General features: G+C 39.0%; 15 protein-coding genes. 10 read left to right on the top strand and 5 right to left on the bottom strand.

Annotation, left to right across the window (positions count from 1 at the left end; all coding sequences use genetic code 11):
• Nucleotides 1-124: 124 nt before the first annotated feature.
• Complete coding sequence (dinB, locus tag AC5JP1_RS05430) at nt 125-1,210, bottom strand: DNA polymerase IV (protein WP_493843448.1); 1,086 nt, start codon at nt 1,208-1,210, stop codon at nt 125-127.
• Between the two features lie 503 nt (nt 1,211-1,713).
• Here dinB and AC5JP1_RS05425 point away from each other — a divergent pair.
• Entirely contained in the window at nt 1,714-1,959 is a 246-nt protein-coding gene (locus tag AC5JP1_RS05425) for a hypothetical protein (protein ID WP_319050185.1), read from the top strand.
• A 319-nt stretch (nt 1,960-2,278) separates the two neighbouring features.
• Here the strand turns inward: AC5JP1_RS05425 and AC5JP1_RS05420 are convergent, their stop codons facing one another.
• Nucleotides 2,279-3,652 carry a hypothetical protein gene (locus AC5JP1_RS05420; RefSeq protein ID WP_493843447.1) on the bottom strand — a complete coding sequence of 458 codons (1,374 nt, stop codon included), beginning with the start codon at nt 3,650-3,652 and terminating at the stop codon, nt 2,279-2,281.
• Nucleotides 3,653-4,087: 435 nt separating this feature from the next.
• Here AC5JP1_RS05420 and AC5JP1_RS05415 point away from each other — a divergent pair, with 435 nt between their 5' ends.
• The 6 genes from AC5JP1_RS05415 to AC5JP1_RS05390 all read left to right on the top strand — a co-directional run bounded on the left by AC5JP1_RS05415 (nt 4,088) and on the right by AC5JP1_RS05390 (nt 9,273).
• Nucleotides 4,088-4,975 (top strand): YagK/YfjJ domain-containing protein, encoded by an 888-nt coding sequence (locus tag AC5JP1_RS05415; RefSeq protein ID WP_493843446.1) that lies wholly within the window; start codon nt 4,088-4,090, stop codon nt 4,973-4,975.
• A 189-nt stretch (nt 4,976-5,164) separates the two neighbouring features.
• Nucleotides 5,165-5,452, top strand: coding sequence for a hypothetical protein (locus AC5JP1_RS05410; RefSeq protein WP_493843445.1), 288 nt, complete (start codon nt 5,165-5,167; stop codon nt 5,450-5,452).
• 93 nt (nt 5,453-5,545) lie between these two features.
• Nucleotides 5,546-6,541 (top strand): DUF932 domain-containing protein, encoded by a 996-nt coding sequence (locus AC5JP1_RS05405; protein ID WP_493843444.1) that lies wholly within the window; start codon nt 5,546-5,548, stop codon nt 6,539-6,541.
• A gap of 243 nt (nt 6,542-6,784) precedes the next feature.
• The gene (locus AC5JP1_RS05400; RefSeq protein ID WP_493844438.1) at nt 6,785-7,819 is read left to right on the top strand and encodes a YqaJ viral recombinase family nuclease; all 1,035 of its coding nucleotides are present in this window, start codon (nt 6,785-6,787) and stop codon (nt 7,817-7,819) included.
• A 125-nt stretch (nt 7,820-7,944) separates the two neighbouring features.
• Nucleotides 7,945-8,856: a recombination directionality factor gene (locus AC5JP1_RS05395; protein WP_493843443.1), complete on the top strand. Its 912-nt coding sequence runs from the start codon at nt 7,945-7,947 to the stop codon at nt 8,854-8,856.
• 165 nt (nt 8,857-9,021) lie between these two features.
• Nucleotides 9,022-9,273, top strand: a complete 252-nt coding sequence (locus AC5JP1_RS05390) for a helix-turn-helix transcriptional regulator (RefSeq protein WP_493843442.1) — start codon at nt 9,022-9,024, stop codon at nt 9,271-9,273.
• 207 nt (nt 9,274-9,480) lie between these two features.
• Here AC5JP1_RS05390 and AC5JP1_RS05385 read toward each other — a convergent pair whose 3' ends face one another.
• Genes AC5JP1_RS05385 through AC5JP1_RS05375 form a run of 3 tightly spaced genes read right to left on the bottom strand, consistent with a single transcriptional unit; the run spans nt 9,481 to nt 11,067 of the window.
• On the bottom strand, nt 9,481-9,909 hold the full coding sequence (locus AC5JP1_RS05385; RefSeq protein WP_493843441.1) for a hypothetical protein: 429 nt from the start codon (nt 9,907-9,909) through the stop codon (nt 9,481-9,483).
• A 16-nt stretch (nt 9,910-9,925) separates the two neighbouring features.
• Complete coding sequence (locus tag AC5JP1_RS05380) at nt 9,926-10,339, bottom strand: hypothetical protein (RefSeq protein WP_493843440.1); 414 nt, start codon at nt 10,337-10,339, stop codon at nt 9,926-9,928.
• Nucleotides 10,340-10,383: 44 nt separating this feature from the next.
• Nucleotides 10,384-11,067 carry a hypothetical protein gene (locus tag AC5JP1_RS05375; RefSeq protein ID WP_493843439.1) on the bottom strand — a complete coding sequence of 228 codons (684 nt, stop codon included), beginning with the start codon at nt 11,065-11,067 and terminating at the stop codon, nt 10,384-10,386.
• A gap of 516 nt (nt 11,068-11,583) precedes the next feature.
• On the opposite strand from AC5JP1_RS05375, the gene AC5JP1_RS05370 reads away from it, so the two are divergent.
• From AC5JP1_RS05370 to AC5JP1_RS05360, 3 genes are read left to right on the top strand one after another with little or no spacing between them, the layout of a single operon-like run.
• Nucleotides 11,584-13,056, top strand: a complete 1,473-nt coding sequence (locus AC5JP1_RS05370) for an ATP-binding protein (protein ID WP_493843438.1) — start codon at nt 11,584-11,586, stop codon at nt 13,054-13,056.
• Nucleotides 13,057-13,059: 3 nt separating this feature from the next.
• Nucleotides 13,060-15,741 (top strand): Z1 domain-containing protein, encoded by a 2,682-nt coding sequence (locus AC5JP1_RS05365; protein ID WP_493843437.1) that lies wholly within the window; start codon nt 13,060-13,062, stop codon nt 15,739-15,741.
• Between the two features lie 2 nt (nt 15,742-15,743).
• Nucleotides 15,744-17,849 carry an AIPR family protein gene (locus AC5JP1_RS05360; protein WP_493843436.1) on the top strand — a complete coding sequence of 702 codons (2,106 nt, stop codon included), beginning with the start codon at nt 15,744-15,746 and terminating at the stop codon, nt 17,847-17,849.
• The last annotated feature ends 21 nt before the right edge of the window (nt 17,850-17,870 follow it).

Below are 17,870 nucleotides of genomic sequence, written 5' to 3'. Positions count from 1 at the left end.
TATGAAAGGATACTTTACCCGATGATAGCAGCGTATGATATGACTGTTAGAACAGAGTAATAGCCTAAGCGGAAATACGAAACTGATTGCTTTTATTAAAAATAACCATCAGTCAGCGATTAGGTTATTCAAATAAAGTTAATTGAGGCAATAACTGCGTAGAAGGTAATAAAGAAGAAAAGGTCACACCTACCAGCCGAATGGGCAGCTCGCGTGGAATATCTGCAAATAGCTTGTCTAACCAATAATGTGCAGACTCGGCGCTATCAAAAGTGGTAGATAAAGTATGCGAGCGCGTAATTTGAGTGAAGTCCGAGTATTTTATTTTGAGCGTGATGGTATGGGCAACGAGGTTTTTTTTGTGCAGCTGGCTAAAAGCATCAGCATTCTGCTCATAAATCTGTATACGCAGCTCGTCATTATCACTCAAGTTATCTCTAAAAGTCGTCTCTGAACCAACTGATTTGTGAGTACGCTCAGACTTGACTGGTCGCTCATCACGGCCATGAGCGATATCGTAATAAAACTGACCACGTTTACCGAACTCCTCAACCATAGTAGCTGCTGGCACACGCCGGAGATCTGCGCCATTGCTCACACCCATCGCATGCAATCGCTTTGCTGTTGCTTTCCCTATACCGTGAAAGCGTTCAATAGGTAGCGTACTAATAAACGCATCAGCATCTTTTGGTGTGATGATAGCAGTGCCATTGGGCTTGTTGATATCGGAAGCAATTTTAGCCAGCATTTTATTAAATGAGACGCCAGCAGAAGCAGTCAACCCTGTCTGCTCTAGAATTTGTGCCCTCAACCAGTTGGCCATTAGCGTTGCTGAGCCTTTGTGCGCGCTAAGCCCAGTAACGTCCAAATAGGCTTCATCTAGTGATAATGGTTCAACATGAGGCGTCAAACTATGCATAATACGGCGAATGTCACTACTGACCGCTCGATAAACCTCAAAACGCGGTCTGACAAATACCACCTCTGGACAGCGTCTACGTGCCTCATAGCAGGACATTGCTGAACGTACGCCAAATTGACGTACCTCGTAACTGGCAGCGGCAACCACGCCGCGACCGTTAGGATCGCCGCCAACTACCAATGGCTTGCCTCGAAGCTCGGGAAAGTCGCGCTGCTCAACACTGGCATAAAAAGCATCCATATCAATATGAATGATTTTGCGAGGACTGGATTCTTCAGAAATGTTCATAGTCGATATTTTACCTGACTTGCTGACTTTTTCTATTATCAATTGTTAGATTTGATAGGAGCCAATAAAAACTGACAAACAAAGTTGCATTAATATCCATATTTTGATATATATCATAAAGTAAATATAATATAAGTGGCGCACCACTGTTCTAGATAGATAGGAAATTTCACGCTTTTGCAACGTTAGTGAACAGTTGTTTCTTTTTGCCCAGTTTTATTAAAAAGTTTGTTAAGTGTTTTTATTCAACTAAGCCGTTTGTCTTAGTAGTTTTGCCATTCATCGCTAATCTGATGGCTATCTATTACAGTAAGTCCATTAAAGTTTTACACTAGTAGATACTCAATAGTAATAAGCGCGGTAAAAAATAAATAACGCCTAACATGCTTTTTTATAAAAAAACATTGTTTGTCGTTAATGCCAAATTTACGAATTGGGTACGGATAAATCAACTCTTGAAAGGTAGGTATTGTGAGAGAGTGCAGGATGTCAAGGAGCCGATGATGAATAACGAACTGAAGGGGAGTGACCTAACACGGGCAATGCTAGCACGCGGTACCAAGCGAATATGGTGTGCGGTTTGTGATGACAGCGATGAGCAAGCAATGATGGATCATTGTGGCAATGATTTTACCGCCTATATCGTATCATTCCGTGATGGATTTTTTTACTGCAGTGCGGGCATGCCATGGAGCTATGCCGTACCGATTAAGATAAGTGCGGTTACGCAATACGAAGTAGCGGTATAAGTACAAACAAATATTGCCAGTAAGAAGTGGCAAGACCAGTAAAAAGTGACAAGCGTAACGTAATAGTCATAAAGTTACAGGCACAAAAAAACCTCCGAAGGGGGAGGTTGAATTGCACTACATATTGGTACCAGTGGTCGGAACGATACATATTATTTAAGTTATTGATATTAAATAAAAAAATATTCTTAATAAGTTTTTGTGTACACCACAGTGTACATGGAATATTGATTTCAAAATTTTGGATCAAAGATGAATGTTTAATAAGTGTATTGTACCTTAATTTTACGCAAGCTAAAAAATTTATACCTGTCTTGAGTTATAACTTATGATAGTTATCTGTATTGACATTACCTGCATCTCTAATTTGTTTTCCATAATTTTCTTCAGGAAGAAATGTTTGTAGTGAACTAGCTTCCTGTTTGGGTGGAGGGGTGCCAGTTGGTAGCTTTTCATTATCGTATATTGATGAAATAGCGGAATCTGTATCATACGAGCGACTCCGATCTTCTTTATTGTCAGTACGTGAGGTTTCTTTAAGAGTGGACTTCTCCTCATTATCTTCGCTTTGCGAATTACAGGGCTGCTCTAGAGGTATCTTATCAAAAGAAGCATATTGATTAGGAAAAGGTGGGTCTAGCTGAATGTCCTGACCTCTCATTTGACTATAAGCAGATTCAACTAAGTCATTTAACACTTCACGCTGTGTCTTACCACAAGCCTTAGCAAGATACTTTAGGTTTTTCTTATTATCGCTTGTGAGATCTATACCCTGATTTTTCTTGATTTTATTGCGATCACGCCTTTGCTTCGAATTCCAAACGTCTTCCATATTACTAATAAAGAGGCCTCTATTATCAGCCGTTTCTCTGTCTACAACGTCACCATCTTTGTAAAGCCAATAGGTATCGAACATCCAATAATCAAGTGATGCCAGTATGTGACAAAGCCGCATAGCTGTATCTGTTTCTTTAAATTTAATAGTGCCAGAACAAATTAAAGCCTGTTGGCACCCAGCCTTATTAATGTGTATCTTTCGTCCTCCGTTCTTTTTTTTACTCTCTTTGTTTATTCTCAGATTATTAAGATCATGCAGTTTATTCATATATTGATATATATGGTTTGTTTTAACGCTACTGTTGCTCTTACTAGTCAGCCATTTAATATCTTTCGAATTTACTTGGCTGAGAAGGTAAGCGTCTTTTAGTAATTCTAAAGTTATCTTTTTGAATTCAACTTGTGAATCGCTATTTATCTCAACAATTTTTCTATTCAAGACTAACAGTTTTTTATTAAAAATAACATCATGAATAAAAATCGATATATCAGATTCAGTGATGATTGATTCACTTGAGTTGATAGTGTTTTTTAAAACCATCTTTAACCATAGTGCGGCTCTTGTATCGTCGTAAAACCACTTGATAGATGATAACGGAATGCTGTTTTCTGCACTGGCTTCCAAAAAATTATTTAGTGTTATGACATTGTATTTATGCTTTTTTAAAAGACTTATTAACTGTAATTTACAAAATGAGTCGTTTTTCAACACTTTACCTTCGAGTAATTTACCTCGCCTTCTCAATTCATAAAGGCACCAATACACATTGTAGATGCTAAGAGTATTTACCTTTTTTTCAATATACTCTTCTTCCTTTATCAAAATCTCGCTACTATTTCTACGCGTATTTCTCATTATTTGTCTCCATATAATAACTAAAGATAAATCATTTTTTGCTGATTGCTCATAGTCAGATTATCAATTTTTTCGTCAGAAAAACGTCATTAAAACGTCATTAAAACGTCGGTATAACTTTAGCATGTTGTAGGAATTATATATGCTTTAGCTAATAGATTATTATAAAGTAACATCAATGACGATCAGCTAACTCTATCTTCACCTTCTTCCCTAAAACACAGCGAATTACTGTGTTGTGATTTTCATAAACCCAATGCTGGCTTACAAAAATCCTGCCTTTGGATACTCATGAAGAGACGGTACGATAATATAACTTACATTAAGTACTGCATGACTAAGGCGGATCCTATCCGCACTTCACCGTAAAAAAATACATAACCCTATAAATATATGTAACACCTCTTCAACTTTATATTTATAGGAAATCAAGCCATGATCTACTCACCTGTTAATCACTCACAACTTATCTCTAAAGTCGACAGACTGGTTAGAGATGTACTGTTCGGTACGATCAGTTTTCAACAAATCAAAAGTCAACTGAACGAGTTCTATTACTCGTTCATGATTAGCCTTAATTCTGAAGACAGATACTCAAAACCAATTCAGGCATTTATAGAAAGTACCAATGCGATTATTGGTGACGCTTATGCTTATAACGTATTTTGGGATGATGAAAAGACGATGCATTTTATTAAGCTGCTATCAGGTTATGAGATGGCAATAAAAAAAGACTATAGTGCCTGGCGTTATCAGAGTCATCAAAACGGTAAGCGTTTAGAGAATAATATTCGAACCCTAATCTCAAATTACCCAAGATTATTGTTTGTCCGAGTGGATTTAAAATACATACCAGACCTCAGTCATCATATTACCATTCGTGATTTTGACTTCCATATGAAAAAGTTAAGAGATTTCATTCATAATGGCGATACTTGTTTTAAGCATTTACTTAGCCATGCTTGGTCGTTAGAACAGGGTGAGGAAAATGGTGGCTTTCACTGTCATTTGCTATTGATTTTTGATGGCTCAAAGCATTACAAGGACAGCTACTTAGCTGATCAAGTTGGACAAAAATGGCGAGAGATAACTGAAGGCGTTGGATACTGCTTTATCGTAAATAACAAAGAGCATAAAGATGCGCTAGCAGCTGGCGGTAGACTTGGTATTGGCATGATTCATCGCAATGATTTACAAGAAGTCGAGAATGCGGTTGATGCCGCCTTGTATTTAACTCGTCCTGATAAGCGTAATAAAAGTTATCAACGTCTTAAGGTGGCTTTACCTAACATGAATACGTTTGGACAAAGCATGACTCACTAGCTCGGTAAGAGGGGTGTTTAACAAAGCCCCAGCATAGATATCCCTTAATAGCAAAATAATTTCAGATATACAGTATCACCATGAGATGAGATAAGTAGCCATCGCTGTCTTATCCATCTATCCCTCAACGTCTAATCAAGGTCTGCTTTATAGCAGGCCTTTTTTATGCGCCACTATCAAGGAGTTACTATGAAACCTATCTGTCCCAACTGCCATTCAGCACACGTTATAGAAAATACGGATACCAGTATGCAAAGCCTGTTAGAGCATCTGTGTTCAGCCAAGCTCTTAGTCAGTCTTGGTACTAGCGTCTGCAAGTACTACAAGATCAACCCCATGATCGGGATGGTTGCAGGCAGTGCCATTGCCACCGTAATTAATCTGGCACAACAACGGCTGATGCAGCCGCCATTACTCAGAGCAGCTATTATGCCGCGTTATCTATGCAGTACCTGTCAGCATAGCTTTAGCCTCTAACATTCTCATTTGTTTAACCACTCAATGATTCATGCATCAAAGCATTGAATCAGTCAAACCACTTATTTATTCAACAGTAAAAGGAAATTAATCATGGCACATTTAATCGAAAGCATGGCATACGTTGGCGAAACGCCATGGCATGGTCTTGGCAACGAGCTATCCCCCAAACAGCCGATTGAGGTCTGGGCACGTGAGGCTGGGATGGATTGGCGTATCGAATCCTCAGACGTGAGCTACATGGCAACCAATGATAAAGGGCAAAACTTGATCATGCCTTATGACAATAACAAGGTGCTGTATCGCTCAGACACGCTTGAGCCCTTATCAGTGGTGAGTCAGCGCTACCAAGAAGTACAACCAAGTGAGATTTTAGAGTTTTATCGGGATCTGACAGAGCAAGCTGACTTTGAGCTAGAGACCGCAGGGGTACTTAAAGAAGGACGTAAGTTCTGGGCACTCGCACGTACAGGTCAATCAGCAACGCTACGTGGCGGTGATGTCAGTCATGGCTATCTGCTGCTAGCAACCGCTTGTGATGGCACGCTTGCTACTACAGCACAGTTCACCAATATTCGCGTTGTGTGTAATAACACCTTAGCGATCAGCCTTGCGAACGACAATGGCGGCGTGGTGAAAGTACCGCATAGCACGACCTTTGATGCCGAAAAGGTCAAGCAGCAATTGGGCGTCTCCGTCAGCCAATGGGATGCGTTTAACTATGAGATGAAGCAATTAACTAATAGACGCGTCACTCAAGCAGAAGCAGCCAACTACCTAAATCGTGTGTTTAATGATGTTAAAGATGATGGCCTGATTCTGTTTAATACGGCTAAGAAAGAAAAAGATGCGGTTCCAAATGCAAAAGCCATGAATCAGGTGATGAGTATGTTTAACGGTCAAGGTCGCGGTGCGGATCTGGCATCAGCAAAAGATACGGCTTATGGGTTGTTAAATGCGATGACAGAATTTGTTGATCATGAACGCCGTGCGATGTCGCAAGACCATCGCCTTGACTCAGCATGGTTTGGGGCTGGGGCTAAACTTAAAGATAGAAGCCTCGACGAAGCACTACGCTTGATTGCCTAATCGCTTAGCCACTCTACTTATCTCTTAAATCAACCACGCCTTTGCGCGTGGTTTTTTTATGCCATTAATTAAGCAAGGCATATGCGCATCTCACTAAGAATAAATCTATTAAAGGAGTTCACCATGAACCTGATCGCATTAAATAACATAACCACGACTCAGTTAAAACTCAAACGTTCAGTCATGACAGCTAAAGCGTCTCGAACTGCTAAGTCTAAAACCAAGGACAATTCAGTAGAAGTCATGCTAAAGCAAAATAAAACGGTTGATAAACCGGTTCAAGCAAAGACATCAACCACCGCTAAGCGTTTGGTCAATACCAAAGACTTAAGCCGTGAAGATTGGCTACAAGTACGCAGACAGGGTATTGGCAGCTCCGATGCTGCTGCCGCTTGTGGTATCCATCCATATTTATCGATGCTTGAGCTATGGATGATTAAAACAGGACGCATAAGCTCAGACATGGATGCCAGTAGTAATAACGGTATTGATGGGTATTCGCCGCTGTACTGGGGCAATACCTTAGAGCCCATGGTGGCGAAATACTACCAAGAGCATACAGGCAATAAGGTTAGGCGTGTCAATGCTGTCTTACAGCATCCTGATCCTGACAAAGCCTTTATGCTGGCAAATTTAGACTATGCCATTACTGGCAATGATGAAGTACAGATTCTAGAGTGTAAAACCGCTGGTGAACATGGTGCCAAGCTCTGGAAACATGGCGTGCCTTTGTATGTGACTTGCCAAGTGCAGCATCAGTTAGCGGTCACGGGTAAAACTGCTGCACATATCTGTGTGTTGCTATGCGGACACGAAGCGAAGATTTATAAGGTTGAGCGTGACGAACGTTTGATTGAATCGATCATCGAACATGAACGTTTGTTCTGGCAATACGTAGAAAACGATACACCGCCCACTCCGGATCATTCTGAATCCGCAGCACGAGCACTAAAACTGCTTTATCCAAAGCCTAAGCCATTAAGCAAGGTTGATCTACGAGGCGATGACGGGGCTAACAAGTTGTTTGAGCAACTCTTAAGCTACCGCGCATCTATAGAAGACATCGAGCAGCATCATGATCAAGTCAAGCATCAGCTACAAACGCTAATTGCCGATAATGAAGTCGCTGTCTTTGATAAAGGTGCGATCTCATGGAAGCGCTCGAAAGACAGTGTCGGTCTTGATAGCAAGGCTGTCATCAAGGCGCATCCTGAATTGCTCGCGCAGTTTGGTAAAACCAAGCAAGGTAACAGACGCTTTGTCATTCTTAATGACTAAGCCATCAGTCACTTAATCATCAACGCAGCAATCAACCAGTTAAAGCGAATCAAGCAAGCGCATAAAGCCCACCTGAGATAGGTGGGCTTTTTTATGGCTCATCAAAACACATAAGGAATATCACCATGATTAAAGGTCTCACGATTACCCCACCCGTACTCGGTCGCATCAGCATTGGCCGTGTCATTGAAAAAGATGGCAAAAGTCTGCCTGCCAAAGACGATCAATTCACCATTACCAGTCAAGTTCAAAACAAGGATGGCTGGATCAATCATCCACTCGATGCAAAGCTGCGTGCAAATAACGACGGTAAGCTCAGACAGATTCCCGTACGTATGTTGTTTAACGATCCTGAGCTAAACCTTCGTGCTGAGTACACGCTGTTCGATAGACAGACAGGTCGTCCATTATGTGTGGGTGACGGTGAGCAATGTCAGCGCAGAACCAATAATGGTGTCGAGCAGCTTCCTTGCCCATCACCTGATCGCTGTCCACTAGCACAAGGCGGTGCTTGTAAGCCATATGGCAGGCTCTATGTGAATCTTAGTGAAGACGATGAGCTGGGTACGTTTATCTTTCGGACGACTGGCTTTAATAGTATTCGAACGCTTGCAGCAAGGCTTAGCTACTTTGCGGCGGTATCCGGCAACAAGCTTTCATGTTTGCCCCTGCAACTCACCTTACGAGGCAAAAGCACAACCCAAAGCTATCGTACGCCAATCTACTTCGTGGATTTGACGTTACGTGATGACGTGACACTAAAGCAAGCGGTGCAAGATGCACAGGCAATTGATCAAGAGCTTAGCGAACACGGCTTTGATCAAGCGGCATTAGAGGAAGCTGCTAAACAAGGTTATGTAAATTCCTGCTTTGAGATTGATAGCGATGGTCTGATAGATGTAGCTGAAGAGTTTTATCCAGTAGAGATAGATGAGGCTGATAGTAATCATCAAGGAGGGTCGAAAAATATTGTTGCTCCCTACAATGTCGGTAATATTGAAAGAAGTCTAAGGGAGAGTGTGACAGCTATAAGTTAAAACAGTGGTAAGGATAGACGGCATAAGAAAGGAGTTGATTATTCAGCTCCTTTTTATGTTGTATATCTGGCCAATCATTGGACTACATGGGATGCCGTAAAAAAATATGGGACTCCGTAACTGTATGAGAAGAAAGATTCTCATTAACTTACAAAGGAGATATTCATGGAAAATTTTAATGCAACACAGCCTGTAATCAAACAATGTAATCACATCCCACAGCTACTAAGCATCAAGGATGTTAGTCATTACACAGGTCTTAGTCGTTCCACAATATACGAGCTTAACAATAAAAAATCCAAGCGCTATGACTCAACATTTCCTAAAAAAATACAGCTTACACAGGTTAGGGTAGTGTGGGTAGCTAGTGAGATTGCAGAATGGATTGAAACTAAGATAGCTGAGCGATTAGCCTAGGTTTACTGAACCGCCTTACCACTAAGAGTAGGGCGGTTTATTTTTTATTAAAAACCATTTATAAGCTTGAGTAAACGTAGTCGGAGCAGTGTTTTAATACAAACAGTTTCACTGGAACATGTTTCTAGAGATAAATAAGTAAAATAAAACTATTCGCATTTTAAAAAAGTCTTGAAAGTTAATATTTTTAGACTTCGATAATAGCTATCAGAAATTTTCTACCCAGCCATTTTTGTCCTCAATATATAAAAGAACTGCTAAGCCACCTTCATAACTATCAGGCATGCCTCCTGTTATTTCAATGTACTTATCAAGACTGTTTATAAAGCTATGCGATTTATCGGTAGACCAGTAAAAGCCACTTTGTAAACCTCGGTTTCGACCTTGACTATCGTAAGTCACACCATTTTTAGCATAAGCTTTAATGTCGTACTCGCCTTTATAGCGATAAGAATTAGGAATATCTTTCCACTGTTTTGATAGAGCTATAAACCCATTGCAATAAGTATCGCCTTTACAAGCTGATATTTTCGGTGCTGATTTAGGATTCTTATATATTTTCATCATTTCAGGTAGACCAGCAAAGCTAGAAACACTGATAAACATTACCGCTAGTCCAATGAATGTTTTTTTCATTACAAATCCTTATGAATTAATTAGTACAAATATCTAAAGAGCCGTTCTTAGTTTTGTAACAGTAAAGTAGGTGGTTGGCATTGGCAGCTTCTGATGGCTTTACCTTCGTATGGAATGTGCCATCTCTTAGGTAAGAAATAGTTTGCTTAGGTTTTATATTGCTATCTGAACCACCTGGGTAATAAGAGTAATCGCATTCGCCATCCATACCGCATGCCCCTTCAAATAAATGATACTTATTACCAATTTTTATATTTTTATAAACTCCGCCAGCACCACCACCTGATGAGACGATACATGACTGTGTCTGTTCTAAAGTATCGCCAGCGAAGCTATAACAAACTTTAACTTGATCAGGAGACGAGTGAGCATACGAGAGCAGAGGTAGGCTTAAAGCAGCAAAAGCCATAGCAATGGTTTTGTAATTCATTATGTTCCCTTGGCTTATCTATAGGTAGTTAACGGATTCTTTATCTAATCAAAATGACAAGTGAGTGTCTTGTTCTGTCTGTCGTACTCAGCCTTAGACTCATACGAGCTACCATCCATCGGATCTTCAACTTGACGACCTTTGAAATTAGGCCAAATACTATTTACATCAGCATTTCTTGCAAATTTTAGAACTTCCTGACCACCTTCAGACTCAGGTCTAAATTTATAATGATATTCTGCCAAAGGTTGACCGCGGTAGAAAACATTATCTTTGAACTTAAAATGATACTCAGTATATTCATAATTAACATCTATATTGACATTATCAATTATACGAGCAAAACCAGGATGCCATTGTGACTTCGGTCTTACATAATACTCATAACCATTATCTATAACAGGATCCACGATTGGAACATCTCGAACTGCTTTAATGTTTTCAATAAATTGTGAGTTAAGCAGAGCAATTTTCTGATATTCAGCAGAGCTATTCCCAATACAAGCATCTTCCATCCAACCGAATAAGTAATATGCATTTGCTACATCTCCCTGTTTATTTAGCTTATTGGCTTTATCATAATCTTCAAAAGCAGTTTTAAAGCCTCCGACAGTTTCGGTAGCAGCGGTGCTCACAGCTTGCGTAATCGCATTGGTTTGAGCGCAGCCTATCAATATCAATGTCGTACTAAAGAGCGAAGCAACTAGCATTGAAGATTTTATAGTCATAAAAATGCCTTTTGAATAGATTGAGTTATCTGTTGATAATGATTAAAGGGTATTATAATTTTTAGAACAGCTGTTAGCTTTTATGACCTTTATATAGCTAATGATAAATAGTTTAGCTTGTAGCTAGCAGTAACACTCAATAATAATAATAATAAAAATTTGTGGATGATTAAACGAAGTGGATTGTATATGGATATAGCATAATACAAAATATTGCAAGAGAAATGTATTATTTCTAGACCTTGATAGTCATAACTATGATAGTTTTAAGCATTCGAATTAAGTAAACTATTTAGTTTGTGATGGAACTGAAGTATTACAAAAAAGAGTAACTAAAGGGCAAACATATATTCAATTGAATTATGCAGTATAAGTGCTCCAGCCTGTGGTAAGGGGTTATAAGTATATGAAATATAGTTTGCTAAAAAATCGAAAAAAATAGTTTCGTAAAGGATGAGGCGCCAGTAAATCGGTTGCTAATTAAACTAGTATAAACGGATGTAAGTAATAGCAGATATGACAATATTAAACATGATAGACAGCCCGCCAAATGCTGCTGCATTGATGCAATCTCTGAGAGATATTGGATATGAGTTAGACACAGCACTAGCTGACTTGATTGATAACAGTATTACAGCGAGTGCAAGTCTTGTTGATATCGTGTTTGATATAAAACCAGAAACCAAAGTTGCAATTATCGATAATGGTGATGGAATGAGTCGTGATGAGCTTATTAAGGCGATGACCATTGGCTCAAAAAACCCTTTAATTGAGCGTGATAATAAAGATCTAGGAAGGTTTGGTCTAGGTTTGAAAACAGCGTCATTTTCTCAGTGCAAACGTTTAACTGTGATAACGAAGCAGTTCGATAAAATTTACGGTATGTGTTGGGATCTTGATCAGGTATCACAGAGTAATAGCTGGAAATTAATTCAGCTAAGTACAGATGCTATTGATACCACTTATCAAGTACGGCGCTTAAAAGAAATAGATACAGGTACATTGGTTGTATGGGAGCAGTGCGATCGTTTAAATAACGATCACAAGCTAGGCAGTGAAACGCACTTACTGCAAAAATTTGAAGAAGCAGAATCACATTTGAGACTGATTTTCCATCGATTCTTGGACACATCTTATCGACATGCCGACAACTTACAGATTAGGATCAATGGTAGAGCTATTGGTTTTGTAGATCCATTTTTTCGCTCTTCTCTTGCCACTCAGTTTCATAATAAAGAAAGCATTAGATATAAGAGTACCTATATTAGTATTCAAGGCTATACGCTACCGCATCATTCAAAATGTACCCAAACAGAGTATGAGAAATACGCACTAGGCAGCTACCGAGATAATCAAGGGTTTTATGTTTATCGAGCCAATCGGTTATTGATCTTAGGGGACTGGTTTCGATTGACTAGTAAATCTGATTTGACAGCGCTAACACGTATCGAGATTGATTTGCCTAATAATTTCGATAGTGAATGGCACATCGATATCAAAAAATCCCATGCCAAACCACCTGACCAGATTCGTGATCAGTTAAAGCATTACATAGATACCTATGTTTCTGGCTCTAAGCGCGTTTATAACTCTAAAGGCTATCGCAAAAAATCTGTCACCAATCCAGTCTGGCATCAATATACCAACAAGGGTTTGAAGTCTTATCAGGTTAATAAAGAGCATCCACTAATCCAAAGGCTAATTACTGAGTTAAAACCATCTCAATCTAGTCAGTTAAAAGATGTGATAGCACTTATTGAGAAAAGTTTTCCTGTGGATCAGTTTTATTCAGAATATGCCGCTGCACCAAAAGATTTTAAGACTAAATTAACAGACCAAGAAATAGAGACACTGGCTATAAATTATTTAAAAAATTTTGCTGATATGAATTTGGACATCAGTCTCATAAAGAGTTTTTTAGAAACGAGTGAACCTTATTGTAACTACCAAGGAGATTGGCAGTTATTTTTGAATAATAAAGGATATTAAAGTATGAGTGATCAAACCATTAGCAGAATTTATGAAGCATGCATAGCTGCTATGTCCAGTAACAGTAATTTATCATCTTCTGAGGCAATTACAGGAATGATGATAATGCATGGTCTAAAGGTAGAGGATCAACAAGATGCCTTTGAATTGCTCAAGCATAAGATAGAAACTTACTTTAGTACTGAGCAGCAACAAGCACATATTTTAGATGATCAAGAAAAGATACCGTGGCTACAATCTGTATCAAGTAATGAGTATTATAGTGATCGTTACTATGAGCATCTGCGTACTGAGGGCCAGCTGCCTAGTAAAGTAATCAGTGTTATGAAATCTACTAATAGAGAGACGTTAGAGCGTTTAGGGAATCCAAATACTGACACTCCGTTTAAACGTCAAGGCTTGGTAGTCGGTAATGTTCAGTCTGGAAAAACGGCTAACTATTTGTCTTTGATCAACCTTGCCGCAGATTATGGTTACAAGCTAATCATTTTGATCACAGGCATTCATAACAATCTAAGATCGCAAACTCAAAAACGAGTAAATGATGGTTTTATTGGTTATGACAGTGAGAAGCAAGAGTATGTTGGTGTAGGAAAAAGCAACGACCCAGATACTATAGCTTTGATTAAAGCGAATCAGCCACATTGTTTTACCACAGTAACTGATGACTTTAGTGGCAGAACACGTGCATCAACTGCTGTTAGACCAGAAAATGCCAAAAACCCTGTCATCATGGTCGTCAAGAAAAACTACCATACTTTAGGCAATATCATTGAATGGTTACGTAATAAAGATGATGGCCAGCGCTTTATTAATACGCCTGCGCTTATCATTGATGATGAGGCAGATAATGCCTCAATCAATACCAGCAAAAACCCAAATGAGACCACTCGCATTAATGGTCAGATAAGAGAGATGTTTAACTTATTTAGTCAAGGCTCCTACATCGGTTATACAGCGACACCGTTTGCCAACATTTTTATTGATCCCAACGATTACGATCAAGCGCTAGCAGATGACCTTTTCCCAAAAGACTTTATTTTCACCCTTGAAGCGCCTTCTAACTATCTGGGTGCAAAAGAGTTTTTCTTGAATGATAATGGCGACCCTAATTATGATTCTCCTTATATCGAATTTATCGATGATAATGAAGATACAATCCCATTAAAAAAACCAAAAGACTTTGAGATTACAGAACTACCAAAGAGCCTGATAGATGCCCTCTATGAATACCTAGTGAGCATTGTTATTAAAGATGTGCGATCGGTTGGAAATCGACATACATCTATGCTTATCAACGTGTCCCACAAGACACAAGAACAAAAAGATGTGTTTGGACTGGTAAGCCAAGAGTATGAAGAGATTAGACGAGCTGTAAAATACTCGGGTGCTAAAGATCAAAATGAACGTATAGAAAACCATCACTTAGCCGCCCTTTATCGTAAGTATTTGGCATATAGCGATGAATGTCATGTGGATGAATTTTTTGAGAAGCTACAAAATGTTATTGAGACTATTAAAGTCAAAATTATTAATAGTGCAAGTGATGACAAGCTAGATTATGACAATTATGCAGATGGCTTAAACGTCATCGCTATTGGTGGGTATAGTCTGTCTAGGGGCTTTACTTTAGAAGGTCTCACTATTAGCTATTTAATTCGTAATACTGCTATGGCTGATACTTTGTTACAGATGGGACGTTGGTTTGGCTATCGTGATCGTTATCGTGACCTTTGCAAACTCTATATTCCTGACGCTTCATTTGAGTGGTATGCCTTTATTGCCCAATCTATCGAAGAGCTACGCAAAGAATTTATCATTATGGAGCAGAATAACTTAACGCCATCTGAATATGGCTTAAAGGTTAGAAATAGCAACACTGGCTTACTTATTACAGCAAAAAATAAAATGCGCCATGCAGAGTCAGTGACGTTATCCGAAAGCTTTTCTGAAAGTAGCTTTACCCTCAGAGGTATTGTGCTGAATGACTTAGACCAGCAGCGACGTAAGTTTACTACTTTTGGATCTGTTATTAATGATCAGTACGGACTCCATGGCGCTTACAGTCATGATAAAGAAAAAGACCATGAGTTATTTCTCTCAGCAAATGATGTCACTGTGAATGATATTATCGCATTGCTTTCTAATTATGAGTATTCAGTAGATGATCTTGATCGTAAAGAGGCGCTATATACTTATATTTTAGAAAGAAAAGAGGAGATGGCAGCATGGGATGTCGTCATTCACAAAAGCTTTTTAGGTATACAAGCACCATCACAGCTGCGTACCTTTGCTAAGTCTTGCTACCACCAAGATCATGTTAAAACCGCTGATGGTGGTGGTCGTATCTTACGCCCTTGGGAAGAGGCTTTTGGTCTAACTGAAGATCAATATAACAAAGCAGAGCAACAAAGAATCATTGCAGATATCGACCAAACAGCTCAATTTTATCGGAAAAATAGAGATAAACCTTTATTAGTACTCAAATCATTAGACTTAAAGAAAAAGCAAAAGAGTCATGAGGATGCGAATAAGGATGAATCTAATTTAAGTCATGTACCTGCATTTGCCATTAGCTTTCCGAAATCTGAAAATCATCAGCCCGTAAGCTACATTGTCAACAAAGTATATGTAGAGGGCTATATCGGCAGTATGGAAGAAGCTGATGATGAATTAGGAGAGTGATGATGAACAATCAAACGGATCTAGAAAGTTATTATGATGACTTGATGAATGAGCTAGATCACAACTCATCATCTCAAGGTGAATATAAGGAGATACTATATATAGAGCGAACCTTGCCTTATCTGCAAGAGCAGGGCGTTGTTAACGATATGGACTTACATCATTTTCACCGTCCACGTTATGGCCGAATTGATGGATTAGGATTTAATGGAGATTATGATAGCCCTGATTCAGATCCGCTTGAGCTGGTTATTCTGATTAATGATTTTAATCACGAAGATAGTTTACAGACCCTAACGAACAGCCGTATTGATCAGTTGAAAAAGTCTGCAACTCGATTTTTTAATAATGCTTTAGACAGCAGTTTTATCGAAAGCTTAGAAGAAAGCTCTTCTGGCTACATCGCTGCCAAAGAAATATTCCAAAAATATACACGTATTGAGTCGATAAAGCTGATTATTTTAACCAATGCTCAGTTAAGTAAACGTGTTGCCAATCAGAGGGATACTGAGGATGATATCAATTTGCCTTTGCGCGTTGATATTTGGGATGTGAAGCGTCTGTATGATTTAGAGAGCAGTCAATCTCAATCTGAAGCAATCGAGATTGATTTGATGGAGTGGGGTGGTGCTATTCCTACGCTAGTCGCAACTGAGTCTGAAGAGCTGACAAGCTATTTATGCGTCATCAATGGCGAAACTTTAGCAAACTTATATGATGAATATGGCGCTAGATTATTAGAAGCAAACGTACGTAGTTTCTTAGAGTTTCGTGGCAAGATTAATAAAGGGATCAGAAAAACAATCAATACAGAGCCATCACTATTTTTCAGTTATAACAACGGCATAACAGCGACAGCGTCAGAGGTAGAGTATGACGCTGATAAGCGTGCTATTACTAAGCTGAATAACTTACAGATTGTGAACGGTGGTCAAACCACAGCATCCTTACTATTAACACGTAAAAAAGACAGAGCCAATTTAAAGGATATTCACGTACAAGTGAAACTAAACGTCGTCAGTGCTTCGAAGTCTGATGAGCTAATTAGCAATATTTCAAGATATGCCAACTCTCAAAACGCGGTTAAAGACTCTGACTTTTTCTCTAACCATCCGTTTCATCGACGCCTTGAGGAGATCTCACGCCGAGTATGGGCACCGCCATCGGATGATAATATCAAGCAGACACGCTGGTACTATGAGCGCGCGCGTGGTTCGTATCTCAATGCTCAAAGTAAACTGACCATCGCAGGCAAAAAAGCATTTAAATCCGAGCATCCAAAATCACAGCTTATTGTTAAAACAGATTTGGCTAAGATATATCTGATTTTTGATAAAAAGCCGCATGATTCGATCAAAGGGGCGCAGATGGCATTTAGAGGGTTTGCTCAATCTATAGAGAAAATATGGGAGCACTCACCCGAGCAAATCAATGATTATTTTTTTCAAGAAGTCGTTGCTAAATTTATTATTTGGAATGCTTGTAAGAAGTCTGTTTATAGTCAAGAAAAATTTGTGGGTAATACCAAGGCGACAATCACCGCTTATAGCATCTATGTGATTAAATCTTTAATGGATAGAGAGTCGCTTGATTTTAACTATCCTAAAATATGGAACAACCAGTCAGTCAATGCCCATTATCATAATCAATTTATCCAAACGTCTACTAAAGTGAATGCGTTACTTAATCAGCTTAGTGAAGAGTCTGGGAAAGCCGTGCTATCCATGGCAAAGGCTAAAGATACTTTAACAGTGTTTCAAAAAATCATGGATAGTAAAAAGTACTTTGAGCTCGATATATACTTCAAAAGTCAGCTGGTACCAGATAGCGTTATCAAGGAAAAACAGAAAGATGTGGCAAAAAAGGCAGTACAAACTGTTAATTCATTAAACGAGCTGTGCGCTATGCCAGTGAGTAACTGGACAACGTTAATAAAAAAAGCGAAAGAACAAGATTTACTAAGTGCTAAAGATGAAGATATCGTGTCTATTATTCCAAATCTACTACAAGGTAGATCTAGAAATAATCCAACAAATGGACAAGTTAAAGCGATTAACCATGTACTAAATGATTTAGAGACTCATGGTATTTATCTGAAGCAAGCCTAAACTTATTTGCATGAATAGTGT

It is taken from the genome of Psychrobacter sp. H29 (assembly GCF_059073055.1).
Note: the sequence above shows the minus strand (reverse complement) of the source record. Positions and strands in the feature narration are given on the sequence as shown.

Coding starts and splice junctions, on each gene's coding strand:
- AC5JP1_RS05400 (WP_493844438.1), top strand. CDS start 6,785: ATGCTAAAGCAAAATAAAACGGTTGATAAACCGGTTCAAGCAAAGACA.
- AC5JP1_RS05375 (WP_493843439.1), bottom strand. CDS start 11,067: ATGACTATAAAATCTTCAATGCTAGTTGCTTCGCTCTTTAGTACGACA.
- AC5JP1_RS05360 (WP_493843436.1), top strand. CDS start 15,744: ATGAACAATCAAACGGATCTAGAAAGTTATTATGATGACTTGATGAAT.
- AC5JP1_RS05420 (WP_493843447.1), bottom strand. CDS start 3,652: ATGAGAAATACGCGTAGAAATAGTAGCGAGATTTTGATAAAGGAAGAA.
- AC5JP1_RS05395 (WP_493843443.1), top strand. CDS start 7,945: ATGATTAAAGGTCTCACGATTACCCCACCCGTACTCGGTCGCATCAGC.
- AC5JP1_RS05385 (WP_493843441.1), bottom strand. CDS start 9,909: ATGAAAAAAACATTCATTGGACTAGCGGTAATGTTTATCAGTGTTTCT.
- AC5JP1_RS05410 (WP_493843445.1), top strand. CDS start 5,165: ATGAAACCTATCTGTCCCAACTGCCATTCAGCACACGTTATAGAAAAT.
- AC5JP1_RS05365 (WP_493843437.1), top strand. CDS start 13,060: ATGAGTGATCAAACCATTAGCAGAATTTATGAAGCATGCATAGCTGCT.
- AC5JP1_RS05370 (WP_493843438.1), top strand. CDS start 11,584: ATGACAATATTAAACATGATAGACAGCCCGCCAAATGCTGCTGCATTG.
- dinB (WP_493843448.1), bottom strand. CDS start 1,210: ATGAACATTTCTGAAGAATCCAGTCCTCGCAAAATCATTCATATTGAT.
- AC5JP1_RS05380 (WP_493843440.1), bottom strand. CDS start 10,339: ATGAATTACAAAACCATTGCTATGGCTTTTGCTGCTTTAAGCCTACCT.
- AC5JP1_RS05390 (WP_493843442.1), top strand. CDS start 9,022: ATGGAAAATTTTAATGCAACACAGCCTGTAATCAAACAATGTAATCAC.
- AC5JP1_RS05415 (WP_493843446.1), top strand. CDS start 4,088: ATGATCTACTCACCTGTTAATCACTCACAACTTATCTCTAAAGTCGAC.
- AC5JP1_RS05425 (WP_319050185.1), top strand. CDS start 1,714: ATGAATAACGAACTGAAGGGGAGTGACCTAACACGGGCAATGCTAGCA.
- AC5JP1_RS05405 (WP_493843444.1), top strand. CDS start 5,546: ATGGCACATTTAATCGAAAGCATGGCATACGTTGGCGAAACGCCATGG.